Source organism: Pseudochelatococcus lubricantis, from assembly GCF_042432495.1.
Taxonomy (GTDB): domain Bacteria; phylum Pseudomonadota; class Alphaproteobacteria; order Rhizobiales; family Beijerinckiaceae; genus Pseudochelatococcus; species Pseudochelatococcus lubricantis.
The window spans coordinates 396,765-415,365 of the sequence record NZ_JBHLXC010000012.1; the positions used below are offsets into that span (position 1 = coordinate 396,765).

At 59.5% G+C, this 18,601-nt stretch carries 13 protein-coding genes and 1 pseudogene; 9 read left to right on the top strand and 5 right to left on the bottom strand.

Annotated elements, in window-relative coordinates:
* Positions 1-158: 158 nt before the first annotated feature.
* The gene (gene traA, locus ACFFJ7_RS17445; protein WP_377594015.1) at positions 159-2,834 is read right to left on the bottom strand and encodes a Ti-type conjugative transfer relaxase TraA; all 2,676 of its coding nucleotides are present in this window, start codon (positions 2,832-2,834) and stop codon (positions 159-161) included.
* Between the two features lie 181 nt (positions 2,835-3,015).
* On the opposite strand from traA, the gene ACFFJ7_RS17450 reads away from it, so the two are divergent.
* The 7 genes from ACFFJ7_RS17450 to ACFFJ7_RS17480 all read left to right on the top strand — a co-directional run bounded on the left by ACFFJ7_RS17450 (position 3,016) and on the right by ACFFJ7_RS17480 (position 7,633).
* On the top strand, positions 3,016-3,342 hold the full coding sequence (locus ACFFJ7_RS17450; RefSeq protein WP_377594066.1) for a conjugal transfer protein TraD: 327 nt from the start codon (positions 3,016-3,018) through the stop codon (positions 3,340-3,342).
* Position 3,343: 1 nt separating this feature from the next.
* Positions 3,344-3,610: a conjugal transfer protein TraD gene (locus ACFFJ7_RS17455; RefSeq protein WP_377594016.1), complete on the top strand. Its 267-nt coding sequence runs from the start codon at positions 3,344-3,346 to the stop codon at positions 3,608-3,610.
* Between the two features lie 530 nt (positions 3,611-4,140).
* Positions 4,141-4,743 carry a TetR/AcrR family transcriptional regulator gene (locus tag ACFFJ7_RS17460; RefSeq protein WP_377594017.1) on the top strand — a complete coding sequence of 201 codons (603 nt, stop codon included), beginning with the start codon at positions 4,141-4,143 and terminating at the stop codon, positions 4,741-4,743.
* A gap of 87 nt (positions 4,744-4,830) precedes the next feature.
* A complete protein-coding gene (locus tag ACFFJ7_RS17465; RefSeq protein ID WP_377594018.1) occupies positions 4,831-6,078 on the top strand; it encodes an MFS transporter in 1,248 nt (415 codons plus the stop codon).
* Positions 6,036-6,677, top strand: a complete 642-nt coding sequence (locus ACFFJ7_RS17470) for a pyridoxamine 5'-phosphate oxidase family protein (protein ID WP_377594019.1) — start codon at positions 6,036-6,038, stop codon at positions 6,675-6,677. Before ACFFJ7_RS17465 ends, ACFFJ7_RS17470 begins: the two co-directional genes overlap by 43 nt.
* A gap of 143 nt (positions 6,678-6,820) precedes the next feature.
* Positions 6,821-7,018 carry a transcriptional regulator domain-containing protein gene (locus ACFFJ7_RS17475; protein ID WP_377594022.1) on the top strand — a complete coding sequence of 66 codons (198 nt, stop codon included), beginning with the start codon at positions 6,821-6,823 and terminating at the stop codon, positions 7,016-7,018.
* Positions 7,019-7,051: 33 nt separating this feature from the next.
* Positions 7,052-7,633: a DUF2285 domain-containing protein gene (locus ACFFJ7_RS17480; protein ID WP_377594025.1), complete on the top strand. Its 582-nt coding sequence runs from the start codon at positions 7,052-7,054 to the stop codon at positions 7,631-7,633.
* Between the two features lie 221 nt (positions 7,634-7,854).
* Here ACFFJ7_RS17480 and ACFFJ7_RS17485 read toward each other — a convergent pair whose 3' ends face one another.
* Positions 7,855-8,334, bottom strand: coding sequence for a type II toxin-antitoxin system TacA family antitoxin (locus ACFFJ7_RS17485; protein ID WP_377594027.1), 480 nt, complete (start codon positions 8,332-8,334; stop codon positions 7,855-7,857).
* Here ACFFJ7_RS17485 and ACFFJ7_RS17490 point away from each other — a divergent pair.
* Together ACFFJ7_RS17490 and ACFFJ7_RS17495 are read left to right on the top strand one after the other, a co-directional pair.
* Positions 8,333-10,602: pseudogene (locus tag ACFFJ7_RS17490) on the top strand (hypothetical protein). The gene ACFFJ7_RS17485 and the pseudogene ACFFJ7_RS17490 overlap by 2 nt on opposite strands.
* A 703-nt stretch (positions 10,603-11,305) precedes the next feature.
* Positions 11,306-11,761 (top strand): hypothetical protein, encoded by a 456-nt coding sequence (locus ACFFJ7_RS17495; RefSeq protein WP_377594028.1) that lies wholly within the window; start codon positions 11,306-11,308, stop codon positions 11,759-11,761.
* Here the strand turns inward: ACFFJ7_RS17495 and ACFFJ7_RS17500 are convergent.
* The 3 genes from ACFFJ7_RS17500 to ACFFJ7_RS17510 all read right to left on the bottom strand — a co-directional run bounded on the left by ACFFJ7_RS17500 (position 11,722) and on the right by ACFFJ7_RS17510 (position 18,598).
* The gene (locus ACFFJ7_RS17500) at positions 11,722-13,446 is read right to left on the bottom strand and encodes a phospholipase D-like domain-containing protein (protein ID WP_377594029.1); all 1,725 of its coding nucleotides are present in this window, start codon (positions 13,444-13,446) and stop codon (positions 11,722-11,724) included. The genes ACFFJ7_RS17495 and ACFFJ7_RS17500 overlap by 40 nt on opposite strands.
* A 32-nt stretch (positions 13,447-13,478) precedes the next feature.
* Entirely contained in the window at positions 13,479-16,970 is a 3,492-nt protein-coding gene (locus ACFFJ7_RS17505) for an AAA domain-containing protein (protein WP_377594030.1), read from the bottom strand.
* A 176-nt stretch (positions 16,971-17,146) separates the two neighbouring features.
* On the bottom strand, positions 17,147-18,598 hold the full coding sequence (locus ACFFJ7_RS17510; protein WP_377594032.1) for an SMODS domain-containing nucleotidyltransferase: 1,452 nt from the start codon (positions 18,596-18,598) through the stop codon (positions 17,147-17,149).
* Positions 18,599-18,601 lie beyond the last annotated feature (3 nt).

Genomic DNA, 18,601 nt, shown 5'->3' on the forward strand with positions numbered 1-18,601 from the left:
TCCTGCTCTTGCCTAACGCCAAGTACATTAGTCACTATTTTTGCAGTTGGAAGCAATCAAAATCCCATAGCAGTCCACGCTTTTTGGATCTCGCTACATCGAACGGCATCATCGGCTCGCCCGGAATTCCTAGGAATCTCCTGCATAGAACCACTCTTTTAGAATTCACCGGACCCTGCCCGGTACCGGCCGTCAATAGCAACCCAGTGGCCGCTTTCCGCGTCCCGCCAGCCGTGGGGCCGTACCTCATCGAAGGCGCGCCGTGCAGCGCCAAGCTCGCGGCGCTGTTCCTCGGAATGCGCAAGGCCCTGATGCTTGGCCTCAAGAATCGCTTCGGAGGCGCGGGCATGACGGACGAGCGCCTGCCTGCGGGCGCGGCGCAAGGCGTTCTCTCGATCCTCGGCCGCACCGCCTGCCGGTGCTGCGGCCTCGCGCGGCCCGGCGTCCGCAATCGATCTTTCCCTTCTCGGCTGCTGCATGACCTCGCGGCCAGGCACAGCATTGTCGTGCTGGTGCAGACGGTCAAGCATGTCATCGACCGCATCGCGCAACCGTTCGGGCACGAGCTTGCGCATGATCTCGGCGACACGGGCGCAGAAAGTGATGTCGCGCCGCTCGGCATAGTTCTGCGCCGGGTCGGCGCGCTCGTAATCCGTCGCCATGTCCTTCGACCTGTCACGCGACAAGGTGTTGACGAGTTTGTCCCGGCTGGCGAAGTCGTCACTACCATAATGCAGGTCCATGCTGTCGCGGTGCCGGGACAGGGCGACATACCTGCCGTGGGCGTCCATGCCGGGAGTCGCCAGCACATGGGTGCGGTCCACCGTCATGCCCTGCGCCTTACGGATGGTCGCCGCATAGCCGTGGTCGATGCGGTCGTAATCCTTGAGGTCGAAAGCGATGGAGCGGCCATCGTCGGTCTTCACGGTCATGCTCTGCGTGCTGATCTGTTCGATGGTGCCGAGCGTGCCGTTCTTCACGCCAAGCCCGCGTTCGTTTTGCAGGAACATGATGCGATCCCCGGCGGCGAAGTTTCTAGCACCGCGCTCGACCGTGACGTGCATGTCCTCGCCCAGATCGCCGGCCTCCCGCATCCGGTCGCGTGCGGCCTCGTTGAGTTCCCGCACCTCGGCATTGGTGTGGGTGAGGATGATCCTGCTGCTGTCGGGTGCGGCCTGACGCTGACGGTCCCATCTGTCGATCAGATCGCCGCGCGCCTGCTCGCGGGATGCGGCCTCATGCACCATGTCGTGCGCGTCATAGGCGTGGATCGCATGGCCCGTCCTGCCGGTCGCCAGATCGCGGGTGGCGTCACGCTGCCAGTCCTCGCGCTGGCGGCGGACCTCATGAATCTCTACCCCGCCATGACGCTCATGAATGGAACGGAAGGCCGCGCCGGCCTCGATGGATTGCAACTGCTGCGGATCGCCGACCAGCACGACCTTCGCACCGGCCTCGGCGGCATGGGACAGCACGCGCTCCAACTGCCGCGTGCCGACCATCCCCGCCTCGTCGATGACAAGCACATCGCGAGACGTGAGCATGTCACGGCCCTGTCCCCAGCCATGTTCCATACTGGCGATGGTGCGGGATGCGATGCCCGATCCACTTTCCAGATTCTCGGCGGCGATGCCGGAGAGCGCCACGCCGCGAACCTCATAGCCCGCCGCTTCCCAAGCCTCACGGGCAACCCCGAGCATGGCGCTCTTTCCCGTCCCGGCATAGCCGACGATAATGCCAAGGTCACGGCTATCAGTGACATGCGCCAGCGCCTCGGCCTGCTCGCCCGACAGGACAAGACCGCGCTGTTCGGCGCGCGCAAGTGCGGCTTCCCTGTCCCTGTCGCCGATCTCATGCCGCTCCTTCTCGGCTATGAGTTCCGCCGCGCGGTGCAGGCGCTGTTCGGCCTCGATCATGTCGCGGGTGGTGAAGCGATCCTCGCCGCGTCCGTCCTGTCCAAGCTCGACCAGATCGGGCGAACCGCGCATCGCGCCCATGACCTCGTTGAACTGCTCGATACCGTCGCTGTGGCGATGCGCGAACATCGCCATGTCGCGGCGCGTGAAGGTCGATTGCTGCTGCGTGATCGCGTCCAGTGCGATATCGGGATTGGCAATGATCCTGTCGCCGTTATTGCGGGCGATCTCGCGGTGCATGTCCGCACGGTCTGCGGCTTCGATGCCGTCTATCTCGATGCGCTGCGCGGGTGCGCCGATCTGGCTTTGCGGCTCAAGGCCGATGCTCTGCGCCTCAAGGCTGCGATGGTCGATCCTTGCGTCTATGTCGAGTTCGGCAAGGCGCTCGTTGACATGCTCGGCCCATCGTTCGCGCCAGCGCTCGACCATCTCCGTGCGGTTCCAGTCCCGCACCTTCTGGCCGAAACCGTTCTCGTCAACGGAGCGCATGGCGAGCATGACATGGGCGTGAGGCTTCGGCATCCCGCCCTCGCCGATGTCCCAATGCACATTGAGGTCGGCAATCATGCCCTGATCGACAAATTCGGACTGTGCGAAGTCGCGGGCCAGTTCGATCCCCTCTGCCTGCGTCATCTCGCGCGGAATGGCAAACTCGACCTCGCGGGCAAGCTGCGCGTCCTTGCGGACCTCGAACGCCTCTACATCGTTCCAGAGCCGTTCGCGGTCGCCAAGATGAACCGGCGCATGTTCCGGCAACAGTACCTCGGAATGGACGACGCCGCGCTTGGCGGAAAAATCCTGCACGCGGTCGATGCGCTCGTCGCGCATCCGCGAAGCCGAGCGGTAGGCGGCGGACGCCACCGCACTGCTGCCGGCCTTGCGGCCGCTGACCTTGACGTGAAGATGATAGATCGCCATCGCGATCAAGCATTGGCACGGAAAAGCGCACGTCGGAACGACGTATAAGCGCGCCCTCTCTCGAAAAAATCTCGGGATGGACCGGGCCGTTCCAGACCGTCCCGGCAACAATACTGTGTTCCGCCGTCTGCGCAACTATCCTCACCGCATCAACCACTTGCGATCGGGAAAGGACACGATCATGCGCAAACCACGCGATTACGATGCGGAACTGAAGGCGCTGGAAGACAAGGCGCGCGACCTGAGAACCCTCAAGGTGCAGCAGCTTGGCGAACTGGTGATCGCCACGGGGGCCGATGCGCTCACCGCCGACGAACTGGCCGGGGCGCTGGTCGTGCTGGCGGAAACCACCGATGCCGGAAAGAGGGACGCATGGGCCAAGCGCGGGGCTGCGTTCTTTCGCGGGAAATCACGGCGATCTGCGCCAACGGCTGACCGCGACAACGGCGGCGCTCAACCGCAACCGGGCGGCGCGCAATCGCCATCAGGCGGCGCGGGCGCGGCATGACATGCGCACATGGCAGGTCGAACGCCGCAAGCGCACGCGCCACCTGATCGAACTCGGCGGCCTCGTCATAAAGGCGGGCATCGTGGACCTGACCGGCGATGACCGCGCCATCATCTACGGCGCGCTGCTCTGGATGGCTGACAAGCTTAAAAGCGAGCAAGGTGGGCAGGCTCGCAGCCAGTGGGCCGAAAAGGGGAAAGAGGCGTTCGAGGTGGAGCGTCCGGCAGGTCCGAACGACAAAACTCAACCGCAGCAGGATCGGGCGTGACCGATGGCGGGCGGCGCGGAGACCCCACATATCGCAGCGCTGCCCGCCATCGCGCGGCAACGCCGCGCAAAGACAACGAAGCGCAATATGCCCCCTTATCTCGTGGTGGCCCGTCATCGACGGCCAGTTCAGCCGTGAGGTCATGGGCGTCGTTCCGGCCGGATCGGTATCGTGGCAGTTGGGCGGCAAAGAGGTTGGGGCTGTAGTCCTTGGTGTACACCCTTGCTTTGCCGTTTAGCCTTTCTGTCGAGGTTGTCCTCGACGGACGCCTTGAGCGCGAGGATGACAATGGTGTGAAGTTTCAGCCTGATGCAGTGAGCCGGTGATCGAACGGCAGCTCGGGCAGCAGCCTTTCACTGTTGTACGCGGCGGCAGAATCGCCTCAGGACATCGCACGACAGCACGGTCATTCTGTTCGGTTTCGCCTCAAGAACACAAACTGGGATACGGAGCTACGCTACTCATTGACGAGTCTTGGAAAAAACGATAGTTTTGGATGATAAAGTACAAAACAAGGTGCACAGATCACAATGGGACGGCCACGAGGTTTCGACGAGGCGGCGGTGCTCGACGCATCAGCTAGGCAGTTCAGGGTTCACGGGTTCGCAGACACGTCGACAGAGCAATTGTGCGAAGCTGCCGGCGTGAAGCGGAGCAGTCTGTACAACACCTTCATCTCGAAGGATGAGCTGTTCATTCGCGCTCTGGAGCGACACATCTCCGTCGCGCTCGATGCGCAGAAGGCGATCTTGACGGAAAACGCCTTGTCCGGCTGTGAGCGTCTCGCCGCCCTCTTTGATCTGATCCTTGAGGAGGAACGTTCTGCGAGGAAGAAGGGACATGCGGCCGGCTGCATGATCGTCGCCTCGCGGATGGCGCCCGGTATCGGCGACAGAGAGCCGCGCGTGCAGCGCATTCTTGATCGCTTCATGGACCGCCAGCTCTCCCTCGTGGCCGAGGCTGTCGCGTCGGGGCGGCTCGACGGGAGCTTGCGAAATGACCTCTCGCCGCGCGAGGCAGCGCTAACGGTGGTGTCGGCGATCTCGGGCATCCGGGTTCTCTCGCAATCCGGCACGGGGGTCTCCAGCCTGCGCAAGGTCGCCGATCTCCATCTCGATTCACTTCGCGCGTAAGTCGCAGGGTCGCGTGATCCCGCATTTTTTTACCATATTTTGTACTATAAAATACAAAAAGCACAGCCTGAAAAAGAGGAGCCAACTATGAAAAGACACCTGTTCCTGTTGGCGCTGACCATCCTGATCGTGGTCGCAAGCGAGTTGCAAGTTCCGGCCATAATGCCCGAGATGGCTCGTGATCTTGGCGTGGATACCGGCAGGATCGGGCTGCTCGTCTCATTTTTCGCACTCGGCATGGCCCTAGGCGGGCCAGTGATCGCCTATGCGTTGCGCCATCTTCCACCCAAAAAAGCGCTACTCACGGTGGTCGCCGCCTACGCAATCCCGGAACTGCTCGTCCCTCTGGTGCACGATTGCTGGTGGGTCGCTCTTATGCGTGTCCTGACCGGGTGTCTCGCGGGGGCCGCAGTCGGACTGTCCGTCGCCTACGCGGCCAGGCTTGCGCCGAGCCAGAGCAAGATCGGTGAGGCTGTCTCGATCGTCCTCAGCGGCATCATGGCTGGCATCGTCATCGGTCTTCCGGTGTCTCATTTCATCGCCAGCCGATGGAATTGGCAGGCAACATTCTACGTCCTCGGTGCGGCGGCATTTCTCTTTTTTCTTTTGAGTCTTCTGACGCTCCCCGACAGAAGCGCGGCCTCTGCCGACGACAGTGCGCAGGACCTGCGCAATCTCAGACTGCCCAGGCTTTGGTCGCGCTATCTCGTGAGCTTCCTGACCATCGGTTCGGCATATGCAGCGTTCTCCTACTTCACACCACTTCTGGAACAGAACGCCGGTTTCAGCACGGATGCGACCACGCTGATACTTCTTGCCTACGGACTGTGTTCGCTCGTCGGGAATCTCATCGTCGGAAAGCTTGCTGACAATCATGCTGTCGGCGTGCTGCGCTTCGGCCACGCCTTGCTCTTCGTCTCGCTGGGCGTGCTCGCCATCGCCAGCGAGAGTCAGCCTCTGGTGCTCACGATGGTCCTGATCGTGGGCCTTGCCGGGGTCACGATGAACCCGCCGCTGGTCACCCGCGTCGTGGAGATCGGGGGCAGCGGGAACCTCGTCGCGACCGTCCACATGTCGGTCATCACGCTGGGCATCACCGTCGGCACCGCCGTAAGCGCAGGCACGATCAGCGCCTTCGGCGATGACCCCGCCGTTGCGATGTGGACCGGAAGCGTGTTCGCGCTGCTCGCGGCGGCAGCGCTCGCTTTCCAGACCGGGCGCAAACGAAGCACGGGGCCACTCAGGCTCACAAAGCAATCGCATGAGGACGGGCAAGCACGGCTGGAGATGACATGGCTTTTGGTTTTCTGGAAGTGGCAGTGGCCCCTGCTGTAAGGGCGGTGCAAGAAGCGCTCGGCGTGGCGCACATGTGGGAAAACTTCAAAGGCAGGCGCGAATTTTATCGCTTCACCGAAGCGGAGACTGCCTTTATCGCAGATCGGGACAGTTTCTACATGGCGACCACTTCCGAGACGAGCTGGCCCTATATCCAACATCGCGGAGGACCCCGAGGCTTCTTGAAGCTTCTGGACGACAGGACGTTGGCGTTCGCGGACTATCGGGGCAATTTTCAGTATCTCAGCATTGGCAATCTGTCCGCGAACAGCAAAGCCTGCCTGTTTCTGATGGACTATCCGCGCCGAGCCCGGCTCAAGATGTACGTGCATGCAGACGTGATCGCTCTCGATGCCGACCCTGTCATAACTAAAAAGGTGCTCGATGGTGCCAACGGAAAGGTCGAGAGGATCATCCGGCTGCGTCTGCAAAACTTCGACTGGAATTGTCCTCAGCATATCGTCCCGCGCTTCACGGAAACGGAACTGGCCAGCGCCTTGCAACCCATCAGGCAGAGATTGAAGTCGCTAGAAGCAGAAAACGCTCAGTTACGGTCCCAACTGGCAGGCAAATCGTCGCCAGATGCACATACACAATAAAATGAAGATGGCATCATCACCTTTCCCACCGAGATCGGGAGTGCGGTTCATAGATCGAGCCGCGAGTGTCCGGGCCTAACGCGATGCGGCGGCTATGGCATTCAGCACCGATGGTTGATCGCCAATAGATGGGAGGGCACGTCATGTTGAGTATTGATTGGCGCGCGACATCGGCTTACGGCTACGAAAAGGTCATTCTTCCTGCTGATTTCGCGTGGGAGTATCTTCGTCGTCATGAAGACTATCACTGCGACTTCCAGACCATTGCCCGCATAAAGGAACCGGACGCGGCTCAACTGGAAACATTCTCGCAGCGTTGGGGTTTGCGATTTCCCATGTGATCCCGAAACCCCACCTGACCGGCAATCTCTGTTTTGGATACCGAGCCTACAGCCGCGAGCCATTCAACTATCCCCGGTGCAGCATCGTGGCAGGGTGACGGGGCCTATATTACACTGGCGCATCTGTCCGGCTTCGAACTCCGCCCCGCGGCTGACGGATGGCACGGAATCTGGCAGGCCGATGGCATTGCGCATCAACTGTGGCTGCCGCGCTCCACTCCCGACGCAACGGCCTTCTACGGCACGTTCTTGCCGTTGGATGCCTTCTACGAACTGCGATGCCATGCTGCGCGGCGGTTCTGGCGCTCCGTTGAAGGCCGCCGGCCGGGGCCGGAGTTTCGGACCATGCCTGCCCAACTCCGCCAATGGCACATCTTGTCCCTGCGAGCCTTGGACGCCCGCCTGCACGGTGAGAGCTACCGCACCATCGCCAAAGTTCTTCTCGGATTCAGGGGCACGAAAGAGGATTGGGAAGTCGATCCGCGCAAGAACAAGGCCCGTCGTCTCGTCGCTTACGGCATCAAGATGATGCGCGGTGGCTATCATCTCCTGCTGCACTATCCCATCAAAACGGCCGTTGAGCGCGCAGGGCTTCGGCATGGCCGAAACGGCTGATATTCCGCCTGCTTCAAAACAGAAAAGGCCGCCCTCTGGCGGCCTAAGCGTTTGATCACACGTTGATTTCGAGTGATTTATGCTGGAATTGGTTGCGGGGGCTCGCAACCATCTTAACTTGCGTTATTATTCAAGGGATTATCCCCTCTTGTCGCAGATGACTACAGCGTCCCGCTGGGGACTGTTTCGCAGCGCTGCGTAGAAGCTATTGCTGTCCAATGTCACCTTTTCGGACATAGCCAGGCTCCCACGGTGCAGATCGTTTGATCACCTTCCACCATCTCTGCGACCGGCCAAGCTGGCGCCGACAAAATTTCCATGAAATCGGCATATCCTTCGGGACTCGTGCTGATCAGACGATCGTCCATCAGGACTTCCTTGGCGGCACGCACGGCAGCGTCACACACGAAGTCTGCTCGCGACCAGCCGCGCAGCACGGCTGCGTGATCAATCATCGCTGCATCCGCTTCGGGCAGGAGCATTGAGATCGAATATTCCTCGCGTTCGTTGGTCACGGTCACCCTCATTTCTTTATGATCAGAGCAGCGCCCGCGTAGCGCCAAACGCAATACATGCCGCCCCGCTTCATCGATAAGGGGCTTTTCTCCTAACCTTATTAATCTGCCCCGATCCGGAATCGATTCGTTCCTTCTCATTGCGTTTAGTCCACCGAATATGCCTCGTTCAAGTTTCTCGCGCATGCTGGTGAAGTTCTGCCAGCAGCGCGCCGCTAGTGTCCTGTCGCCCCGCGACACCGACGTTTTCAGACCTATCTGCTCGGTCTCTTGGCCGCGCACATCCCGCCACCAAAGGCTGGAGGCGACTATGACTGGATCACAATCGCTGGCACCTGTGGGATCAATCATGCTGGCCTGAAGCGGGCAGCTGGGGTTCTTGAGCCTGGCCTTGATGCGCTCAGCCGAGAGGTTGCCCGGCGAGGTGGCTCGGCCCGGATAAAGCCGAAGCGTGTCGCGACGCGTCGGACGCCCAACATTGTTTCCAATACGGCGCCGGTCCTCGTGGATGAAAAGCCTGCTCCACCACCGCGCAAGCGCGGCCCTCGTGCCAAACCGATTGTCGCGTTTCCAGAAGATGACGGAAAGCCGTGGACCGATCCGGTGTCCTTCGCTGACGCGCTCGATCTTCATATGCGTCGGCATAGCGACAGTGCGAAACACCTGGCGAAGGCCCTTGCATTTGTCACGAGCCATGTGGACGCGACCACGATCCGGATGTGGAGGCGTGGTCTCAAGGTGCCTCGAGCGGCGCATAGCCTGGAGGTCCTCGGTCACATTGAGAAACGCTATCGGCTCACGGTCGGCTATTTTCGGGCGAAGCTTCCCCTCACTGATCGCTGTACCTCAGTGGGGATGATTTCTGGCGTCAGCCGCGCCGAGCGGCGGCGGCTCGCCTGGCATCTGCCGGCGGATTTCGACCGCCGTACGCTACGGGAGCGCGAGGAGATCCTCGAATGGGTGCGGAAGGTAGTAATCTCGGGCTCCACCGAATATCGCCGCTTCCAAGCGGCGGCAATGAAGCAGCGTTATTCTATCCGCTTCCCCGGCTTACTACGCGAACCCCTGCGTCCGCGCGGTCTCTACCGCTTTTGCCGTGATGACGATGGTGCCTTGCCAGATCCTGACCTGGCGGCGGCCGCCGTCGATGCACCGCCTCCGCTTGCGCAAGAGATGGCCGATCTCGTTCGCTTCAAGACCTCGACGCTGACCGCCTTCGTCTATCAGCGGAGTGGCGTATGGGGCGAGGAAACCGCCTCGCAGAGGATCGAGCATCTGGGCTTGATGTTCGGTGCCCTGGCGGCGGCGCCGAGCGGGGCCGTTGTTGGCTTCGGCGTTCCATTGGAATGCCTGACCTTCGGCCTTCTGGTCTTCCCGGTCGTCTGGGATTGGTACATCCAGTGGCGTGAACGCCGGCGCGGTTTTTATACCGCCTGGGAGGTCGACATGCTGCGCATCGCTGTCGCCCTGACCCGCGTGGATACGGGCTGGTTGCGCCAAAATCCGCAGCTCGCCGAGCGGATCAGGCCGATCCCTAATCTTGTCACCGAGCGTGACATCGCCACCGTCCGAGCCAATTGGCCCGGCGCCTGCGAGCAGATGCACAAGCACGGACTGGCCCGGGCGCGCGAGGTGCAGCGCGTGGCCCGGATCCATCGCGATCCCTTCGAGCCGATCATGGTGGTGCTGGAGGCCGACAGCCCCGTGGGCGAGTATCGGAAGATCACCGAGGAGGTCATCCGTCTTATGCCGGACGAGAAGCGCTACCCGCGCGCCGCTGCCGAGACGGTGCGAGCCTTCCTGATGCTCCGGCTCGGCCTGCATCTCGGGCTACGCCAGAAGAACCTGCGACAGCTTCTCGTTTGTCCTCGCGGACACATTCCTAGCTCGGAGCGTCGCCTCACGGAACTGAAGCGCGGCGAACTGCGCTGGAACGACCGTGACCACGGCTGGGAGGTGTTCATCCCCGCGGTTGCGTTCAAGAATGCCAACTCATCTTTCTTCGGCAGCAAGCCGTTCCGGCTGATCCTGCCGGATCTCGGCGGGCTCTACCACTATCTCGACGCCTATATCGACCGGCACCGGAGAACGCTGCTCAAAAACGCCGCCGATCCCGGCACGCTGTTCGTGAAGACGGTGAAGCTCACCAGCAAGGACGCGGCCTATTGCCAGAACACCTTCTATGAAGCTTGGCGTATCGCCATCCAGCGGTACGGCATCCACAACCCCTATACGGGTCGTGGCGCCATCAAGGGTCTTCTGCCGCACGGCCCGCACAATGTCCGCGACGTGCTCGCCACCCATATCCTGAAGCAGACCGGCTCCTATGAGCAGGCGAGCTATGCCATCCAGGACACGCCCGACATGGTGGCCAAGCACTATGGGCGCTTCCTGCCGCAGGATAAGGCGGCGCTTGCCGCGCAAATCCTCAATCGCGTGTGGGAGGCGGCGTAGCGGCATCAACTCACTGCTTGAAGCAGTGTTCCCGGTCGCACTTTGTGGGATGCCGAGTGTCGAAAGTTGACCCCTTGCAGACGTTGGGAGCGTCTGCTTTCAGTCAGCCAACTCAGCTAGTACGAGAGACTACAGCTGACCCGTTGGTGGCTCAGGGAGCATCGGCCTCCCAGGGCTTTAACCAGCGAAATGATTTTTATTGGCTCACATTATAAGCCTTGATCTGAGCCCTTCATCTCGTCGGCCCCTTCCAGCGAGGCATCCCGAGGCCGTGCTGATTCGATTTTACCTTTCGTCGTGACAGTCTCGAATTCCTCAGCAAAAATATGATACGGGGCAGGGTTTGATGGTGAGGGGCAGGTCGTGACACGAAGCGATCCAATTGGACCAGAATTCTATATTCCGCTAAGAGCTGCCGAAAGAGTGTCCGACGTTGCATTCTATCTCGCAGCAGCGCTATCGATCATAGTACTACTTATCGACAAGACATCACAACCAAAGTTTTATGGAGCAGTTCAAGCTACGTTCGTGGTAGCGGTCGTCGGAATATTTGCAAGCGGCATCGTGATACGAACGTACTTCGCGTCTCGTGCGCATTCGAGCCGATTTGCTGACTTCGTTTCCAATGCGTTTTCCGTTCCCCTCGTCCCGTCTCCGTCCGAAGGCTATTATACCCCCCCCTGAGGGCGATTCATTCCTCCGCATGGGTGCATCTGTTCTGGAGAACACGCTCTTCACTAAATCGATTCTTGGGAGAATGTTGCATTTCGAACGAACTCGCATTTGCGTCTATATACTCGCCTGGCTATGGGCCGCGGTCTATCGCGCCACGGACTTAGAATTGCTGGCCGTCGCCGCGCAGGTCTTGTTTAGCGAGCAGTTGCTTTCACGGTGGGTGCGCATGGAATGGCTTCGCTCAAGAGCGGAGCGCCTCTATGAAGATCTGTACGCGCTCATCCAATCCACCTCGGATCTGAGCAGTAAAGAGTTTCGTGCCCGCGTCATCGAGACTCTAATCCGTTACGAAACGAGCAAGGCTCAAGCGGGTTTGTCACTCTCAACCGGCGTGTTTAACAAACTGAATCCCGAGCTCTCACACAAATGGCGCTCCTTGTGCGATCAGCTCGGAATCACCCCATCTAGGGACCCGACGGACTGACTCATTTTCTCGCCGCGCGTATCACGCAATTTTTCGACCAGAGTTGAACGAATTCCCGGCCCCATGATCAGCGCGCCGATTTCGGCGCCACGTGCCCGTCCCGCATCAACAGACGTTGCCATCCAGTTGAAACTTGAGATCACGAGATTGTCTTCATCCCAGCCTAGGTACTTCGCGTGGGCATCATCGACGCGGACAATTTTGATGCCGCGTTTGGCAATTTCAGCTGGTGCGGGCTCGTGGCCTTCCTCAAGTAGGAATTTGCTTGGGCGGGTATACTGGAGCCGGACGTCGACCCCTCGGGATGCAGCCGTTTCCATCGGGACGAGCACAGACGTCTCCGCTGACAAGCCATACAGATCACACGCAATATCTATCTCTTTGGACGCACGGTCGCGTGCGAGAGTTACGCATCCATAGTGATCATAATCGGTTATAATAGAAAGCGAGTATTCACCGACTTCAGGGTGAGTGCGAGTCTTCATCTTTAGCGCCGACAAAATATGATTGAGTTGTCGCGCGGTCGCACTCCAATTGCCGACTGCTGGAAGCTGGTTAGAAAGCAAACGACTCAGCACCTTCGACGCGAACAGGGCGCTGCGTGTCCGCAACGATACCTCCAGCCAATCGAATTCCGAGGAGAGAAAATTGCAGCTGCCGACTACCGTGGTCCATTGCCCGGTGTCGCGATCGTCATAGAGCAGCACCTTAGCGTGAGATCCCGACGAGTGTGAGGACAGCCGGATTCGGCCCCTGGCACCGGGTGGCAGTCCCGCAAGCACAGCCGCAGCATCTGAAAATTTTCTGGGCGGCCCGCCAAGTTCTGGATCCGCATGCAGACCCCAGAGCAACTCTACCCGGACCTTGCGTCTTGCTGCACGCTCGAAATCGGGCAGTAGGTTGCGAAGGGTGTCAGCGCTGAGAAAACATGAGTGGACCACGATTGTTGATTTCGTTCGCTCCAACGAATCTCGAAGCAGCTGAAGGTGAGCCGGGCCACCGACGATAATGTCATCAGCGGTGAGAGCGTCCCGCGCCACCTCCTGAACCATATGCGACTTCGCCGAATAGGCGGCGCTGTCATCATCTATGAGTTCTGTCGACGCTTCTACCAAACTGGCCCGCAAGCCAAGAGGAGCATTTGGAGGAAGGCCAGCCTGCACCTCATTGAAAGCTATTCCAACGCGGGCGTACGGCAAAGACGGGGTGCGAAACTGCGGTGTCGTTGGCTCCAGGCTCTCGTCGAGGTTTAAGCGAAAGAGGTCTCGCAAGGCAGCATCATTGGGCTCGAACGTATGGAGGAGTGCCGGAAGCCTGACGGCATCAGCCGGAAGGTCCCTCTCGTAAACGAGATCTAGGTCGTCGGCCCGCATCCAGTGGCCTGTCAGCCTCTCCACGCAAACGGAATCCCAGCGAATGTTTTTTTGTAAACGCTCTGGAAGGGTCCTCTCTTTGGCGTGTCTCTGCCCCGCCGGGGTGGCGGCGAAGTAGATCTTATCGTTGTCGCTTCGCACCTCGATCCAATTGGCGCGCAAGAGATTGATCAAGGCTTCGACGACGAGCCTGTGAGGGACGTTGGCTATCACCGCGAGCTCAGAAGCCGTGTGCTTTGCCACCGTGCTCTCGATAAGGAGCATATGCTCAATGAGGCTCCAGCGGCGGCCAAAGCTGTAGAGATAGCTCACTGCCATCCTGTAAAGCGGGACATAGAGATATTTCACTGAGTTGCCCTCACTCTGGACAGGATGTGTGCTTTCTCCGCTGATGCCATCTCCTTCATCATCCGACCAATATACGCGTGCTCATCATATTCACTGGTGGTCGCGTTACATCGCGACGTAAAGAAGTCCCAGCTTCCAACGATGATGAGCTTCTGCTTTGCGCGGCTCAGCAGCACGTTCATTCGATTCTTTTCTTTAAGAAACCCCAGGCTTTTCCAGGGAACGAGGGCATTATTTCGTACAAGGCTAACGATCACGATGTCAGCCTCAGAGCCTTGGAATTCGTCGACCGTCGCGCCCATTCTTTTTCCATGGCCGAGGTCAAATGGGGACTTAAACATGTGTGGGAGCCGGCCGGACGCGTACGCTCGCTCGACGGCTGTTCTGATAGCCTGCAACTGGCCGTTATACGGGGACAGAATTTGTAGCTCGCAGGGCTCCTCGCCACGGGGATGAATCTGCTCAAGAACCTTGACCACTAATTCGGCCTCTGGTTTCGAGACAAAGAGACCTTCGACCTCACCTTCGGCGAACTCCTCCTTTTGCTCCCACGGAATATCGCACCAAACCACTCGCTGCTCTGGCAGCCAGGACGTTGAAGGAATCGTAAAGGGCGTGGGACCTTTGAAGCGATCGTGCGTTTCGGGCGGTGAGTGCAAAATAGTTCCGCCCTCTTCGTCAGGATAGAACACTCTCCCGACCAGTTGGGCGATGTGCGGGTGCATACGGTGTTGGTCGGTCAGAATCGCAGCGGGCGAATCCTCCGCGCCACCTGATGCGCTTCGCGTAAAGATCGTCTCAAACAGTTTGACCATACGCGCCCATTCCGCACAGCGGTCGATGAATGGGTCCCGATCCTCATCGTCCGCCACCAGTGAGGGATCTACCAATCCCGGGGCAAATCGAGCGCCGCCCTGTATTGCCTTCCGAACCTTGAGGGGGTCCCCGAGTAGATCCGTAAAGCGTCGGACATTGAACGGCGGAAGCTGGTGATGGTCCCCGATCAAAAGCAGTCGATGGCTCTCCTGCAGGGCGGTCGCCATGTCGAACCCGTGCGCCTTGCCTGCCTCTTCAATAATCGACCAGTCAAAACGCCGGCCTCGGCCGGCGAGGTCGGCCAGCTCAGGCGAATTGAGCGTTGAAAAGGTGAGGTTGGCAGCGTCTTGCACCAGAACCTGCATCGTCCGGACATCTGTATCGGCGTCTGGGCTCCTGCTGCTGCCATGGTCTGCTGCGGAAGACAGCCTGTCCTGCAGGTGCGCCGGCGATCGCCGCGCCAAATCGCTGTCATTAAGCTGACGGAGAAGGGCCTCAGTGACCATCTCCGAACTGTCGCCATCGCCATCGTCGGCCCCTAAGCGCAGAACAATAGGTCGGTGGTGGTTGTCGTGGCCAGCAAAGACCTTTGAAAGTTTGTCGCGGACGTCATCTACGGTGTGGTGAGAATGCGCAGTGATAAGTATCTGCGCACTTGAGTCGACACCGAAGAGTCGATCGGCAAACGCTTTGATCAACGTTGTCTTGCCCGTACCAGGTGGACCCTGGATGGCAAAAGAAGGTTGAGTCCGCCAAAGTCGCTGAAGGGCTGTGAGCTTGGAATCGTCGAGCGGTATCGTCGCTTTCGGCGACGGAAGGCCATCCGAATTGTTGCGTGTCACTTCACGCGGGGATGTGACGAGGCGCAACAGCCCTTCAAAAAGTCGCAAATCCTCGATTGCTTTGTGCCTTCGACGGATTTGCGCAAGTGTCCCGCCGTGATTTCGAGCCAGATAGGCCCGCCCCTCCCGGACCGCGGCGGCGCCTTGAGTTCGAAAATAGTAGCGCGGCCCTTTCGTGTCGGGTTTGGCTCGCACGAACCGCCAAGTGGTTGTCGAGGTGTCACTGCCGATCGTGTGCCGGTCAAGGAATGAGTAACGGTCTTGCTTTGGGTCTTCCTCATCATCAGCAGAGACCGCTTCTGCTCCCAGCTTGAACCAGTCCTGAACCTGCTCTGGAGGAGGATCAAGATTGAGGAACTGCGCTAAGTCTGCTCGCTCAGGCTCTCGAACTGGAGTTACGATGATCGTCGTGTCGTTGGTGCCCTTATCAATCTCCAGGATGTCAACGGCACAAATCTGCGCGACGGTCAGTACCGTATCGAGCTGTTGTGTAATTCGGAAAAACTCGTGCACGGTACGTAGATTATCTGGAAGCTCGGTCCGTTGAGCGCGGATAGGAAATACCCTGTCCCATTGGGCCGACCTATCTCGCGCTGATCGAATGTTCTTCCGAACGTGCGGAAAAAGCTGAACGTCCAGCTTGCGCTGGCCCAAGCTGAAAAGCTGATCATCCGAATTGATCCGAGGAACCCGTTCGATGCCGTCGCAAAAGCCGATGTCCCATGTCGTTAGATTGTCAACCGACCAATTACGAACGCGGTACTCGAGCTTCTCGCCCTTTAGCACATAGTACGGCGATGGAACGGTGCGACCAATGACACGGACGTCGCCTCTCAGGTCACTGCGTATCCAGTCCCGCTGCGCGACGGGGTCATGCGCACTTGCTTTCCCCTCAGAAACAACTTCGATCGTCCGGGCAATGTCCAGGTCTGAGCTGAGGCGCACAGCGACTAGTAGACCCCTGCCGGACGAGGAAGTCACGGCGCCAAGATCACGGATGATCTGCCGCAGCAACTGCTCGATCTCTTCAGCATCAACGAGGCGTTGTTCCTGATTCTCTTCCAGCAGACGCCGAATAATATCCCGCTCAGCCTCGCGGAGATTCGTTAGGTTTTCAATAAGCGCGGGCAGCGCGGCTCGCTTCTTGGTGTTCCTGAGAGGCACACCAAAAAGTTCAGCGGCGGTCAAACCAAAGTCATACCAATCCGTCGCTGTGGAATACTCGCCGTCCGGCTTGTCGAGCTCGGGAGCGCTGAACGCGCTCTTGCGCAAGACCTTTGACGCGCCGCTATCGGGTCCCGCGAGCCGCAAGGACCATTCAAACCCGCTCAGGCGAAATTCGCCCTGCCCATCCGGACTAACGAAAACCGAAGATGACGAAAGGGAGCGATGGAGCGTGCCTTCTCGATGGAGGATTGCTAGCGCTTCGGCTATCCGCAGCAACCCTTCCCAAAGCGGGCGACGTCGGCTTGCCTCGGCCAAGTTCAGGAGCCAATGATATCGGCTTCGGTTCTGCAACACATCGGCAAGGACCTGCCTGCGCCCGCCGTCGAGGATTGCAAAAAATTGCTTCTCGTCCGAATCCAGATCACGAAGCTTTACGAACAGTTCGGAGGCTCCCGGATAGCCTTGGAGCCGCATGAGGCCGCGCACCTCGCGATTCCATAGCGCTTGAACTGCAGCGCTATCGCTAGGGCCTTTTGTCCATAGTTTGGCGTAGTATAGGTCCCCTTGGTCTTCCGCCTGCCAAAGGTCAGGAATTCCCCGCTTGGGGTCGCCGGGAACAATTTTTCGCGTCAACCTGTAACGCCCGACCCGTTGTTCCGCCATTCAGCCGCCCCCCCGCGGTCGTGCGCCCTGTTCTATCGGCGAACAGCCGACTGGGCTGATCGCCAGAAATTCCATTTTTTCACCGCGGCGCCACTAAGATCAATGGTGTTTGTCGCGAACCTTTAGTGCGGCAATCTGCGTGGAGGAGAGTTGCTGCGGGCGTGGTCCGCCTCAACCTACGCATCGATCACGACACGAAAGGGCGCGCTCTGCCCAACCAGGGCATCATCCCGCTTACGGATGACGAAGGCTTCAGCGAGGTGCACGCCTCGGTACTGCAGTTGCTCCCACCGGATGCTCGCGGTATCTGAATCATAGAAATCACCCCGCAAAGCCCGTGCGGAGTAGGCCGCTTGGTCGGTATTGGTGATCCGCCATTTGACCCGAAACTCATTGGCGGGGAATGGGAGCCCCATCGAGGTGACCGCTGTGAACTGGATCCAGTTGCCGGCCCCTACCGGATCGAGCGACTGGATCGGTCCGACCCTGTTGAACCCCTTCGATCGATAGAGTTCCGCCCTGACCTGCACAGAGACCGAGTTTGAGGCAGCCTTCCACCGGGGCTGCTTCATATGCGGCATGCGGTTGAACTCAGGCGGCAGCGCGCGCGACCCAAACAGCTTCACCGCCATCACCAAGTCGCCGGCGAACTGCACGGCAGCCGCTGCAGTCTCTCGGATATGCACAAGCGCCGTGGAGCTTACGGACTTGGCGGTCTCGATCACGACGTCGCTGGCAAAGTCCTCGCCGAAAACGCGCCGCCATTTAGCGATGCTCGCGTTCCGTGAAGTCTCGGCATAGGCGTCGTCGATCCAGCCCCGGTAGCGGTTAACCACGTCGCGGAAATTGGCGTACTGATTGTCGGTCCAGTTGTCGGCGAAGTTCTCCGTGTTCAGAAACGGGTTGCTGACTGCGGGTTTGCTGGGGTTTGCCTGTGCCCAATCGTCCATGCGGCTGAAAAGTGTCTTCAGCGCTGTCGGGGTGTCGGCGAACTCACTGCCATACTGGTCGAATGCGCTGATCCGCTGACCGAGGATAGTCGTCAGCAGCACCGATGAGCAGGTGAACGTGGTCTTGATGTCCCGCAGGTACTTGATGAGGCGGGCCGCCTTCCGGAAGCTGTTGCCGCCAGTGTAGCCGTTTCGCTCGATAATCCAGTCCGTGAATTGCCGGGGCTCTGTCAGTTCGAATTTATCGGTGTCGCGGTTGCACACCTCAAGCCGCTGATACCCATCCCGGTTGATGATGCACGGCGCCACGTCGACCTTTTGCTCCGAGGCGTAGGTGATGGTCACGCAATGTGACCACCTGCGAACCTTGTTGGCGTAGGTGGCATTGGCCTTCAGGACATTATACAGCTCGTTGATGTATTTCGCGGCGCTCCAGCCATCGACCGGATAGACGAAGACCAGCAGGTCGGCGTCGAATTCTCCCGCATCAACAGGCCTGATAATCGTTTTGTGCGCCCAGGAGCCCTGAGGCATCCAGCTGGAGATCGTCGGCTCCCATTCGGATTCCCGAACGGCCTTCTTGATGGCCTCAGTGGTGCGCTCAAGGTCTCCTATCCGGGTTGTGTTGAGATTTACAACCTCTTTGAGAAAGTCATTGAATAGATCAACGTGCTTCATCTG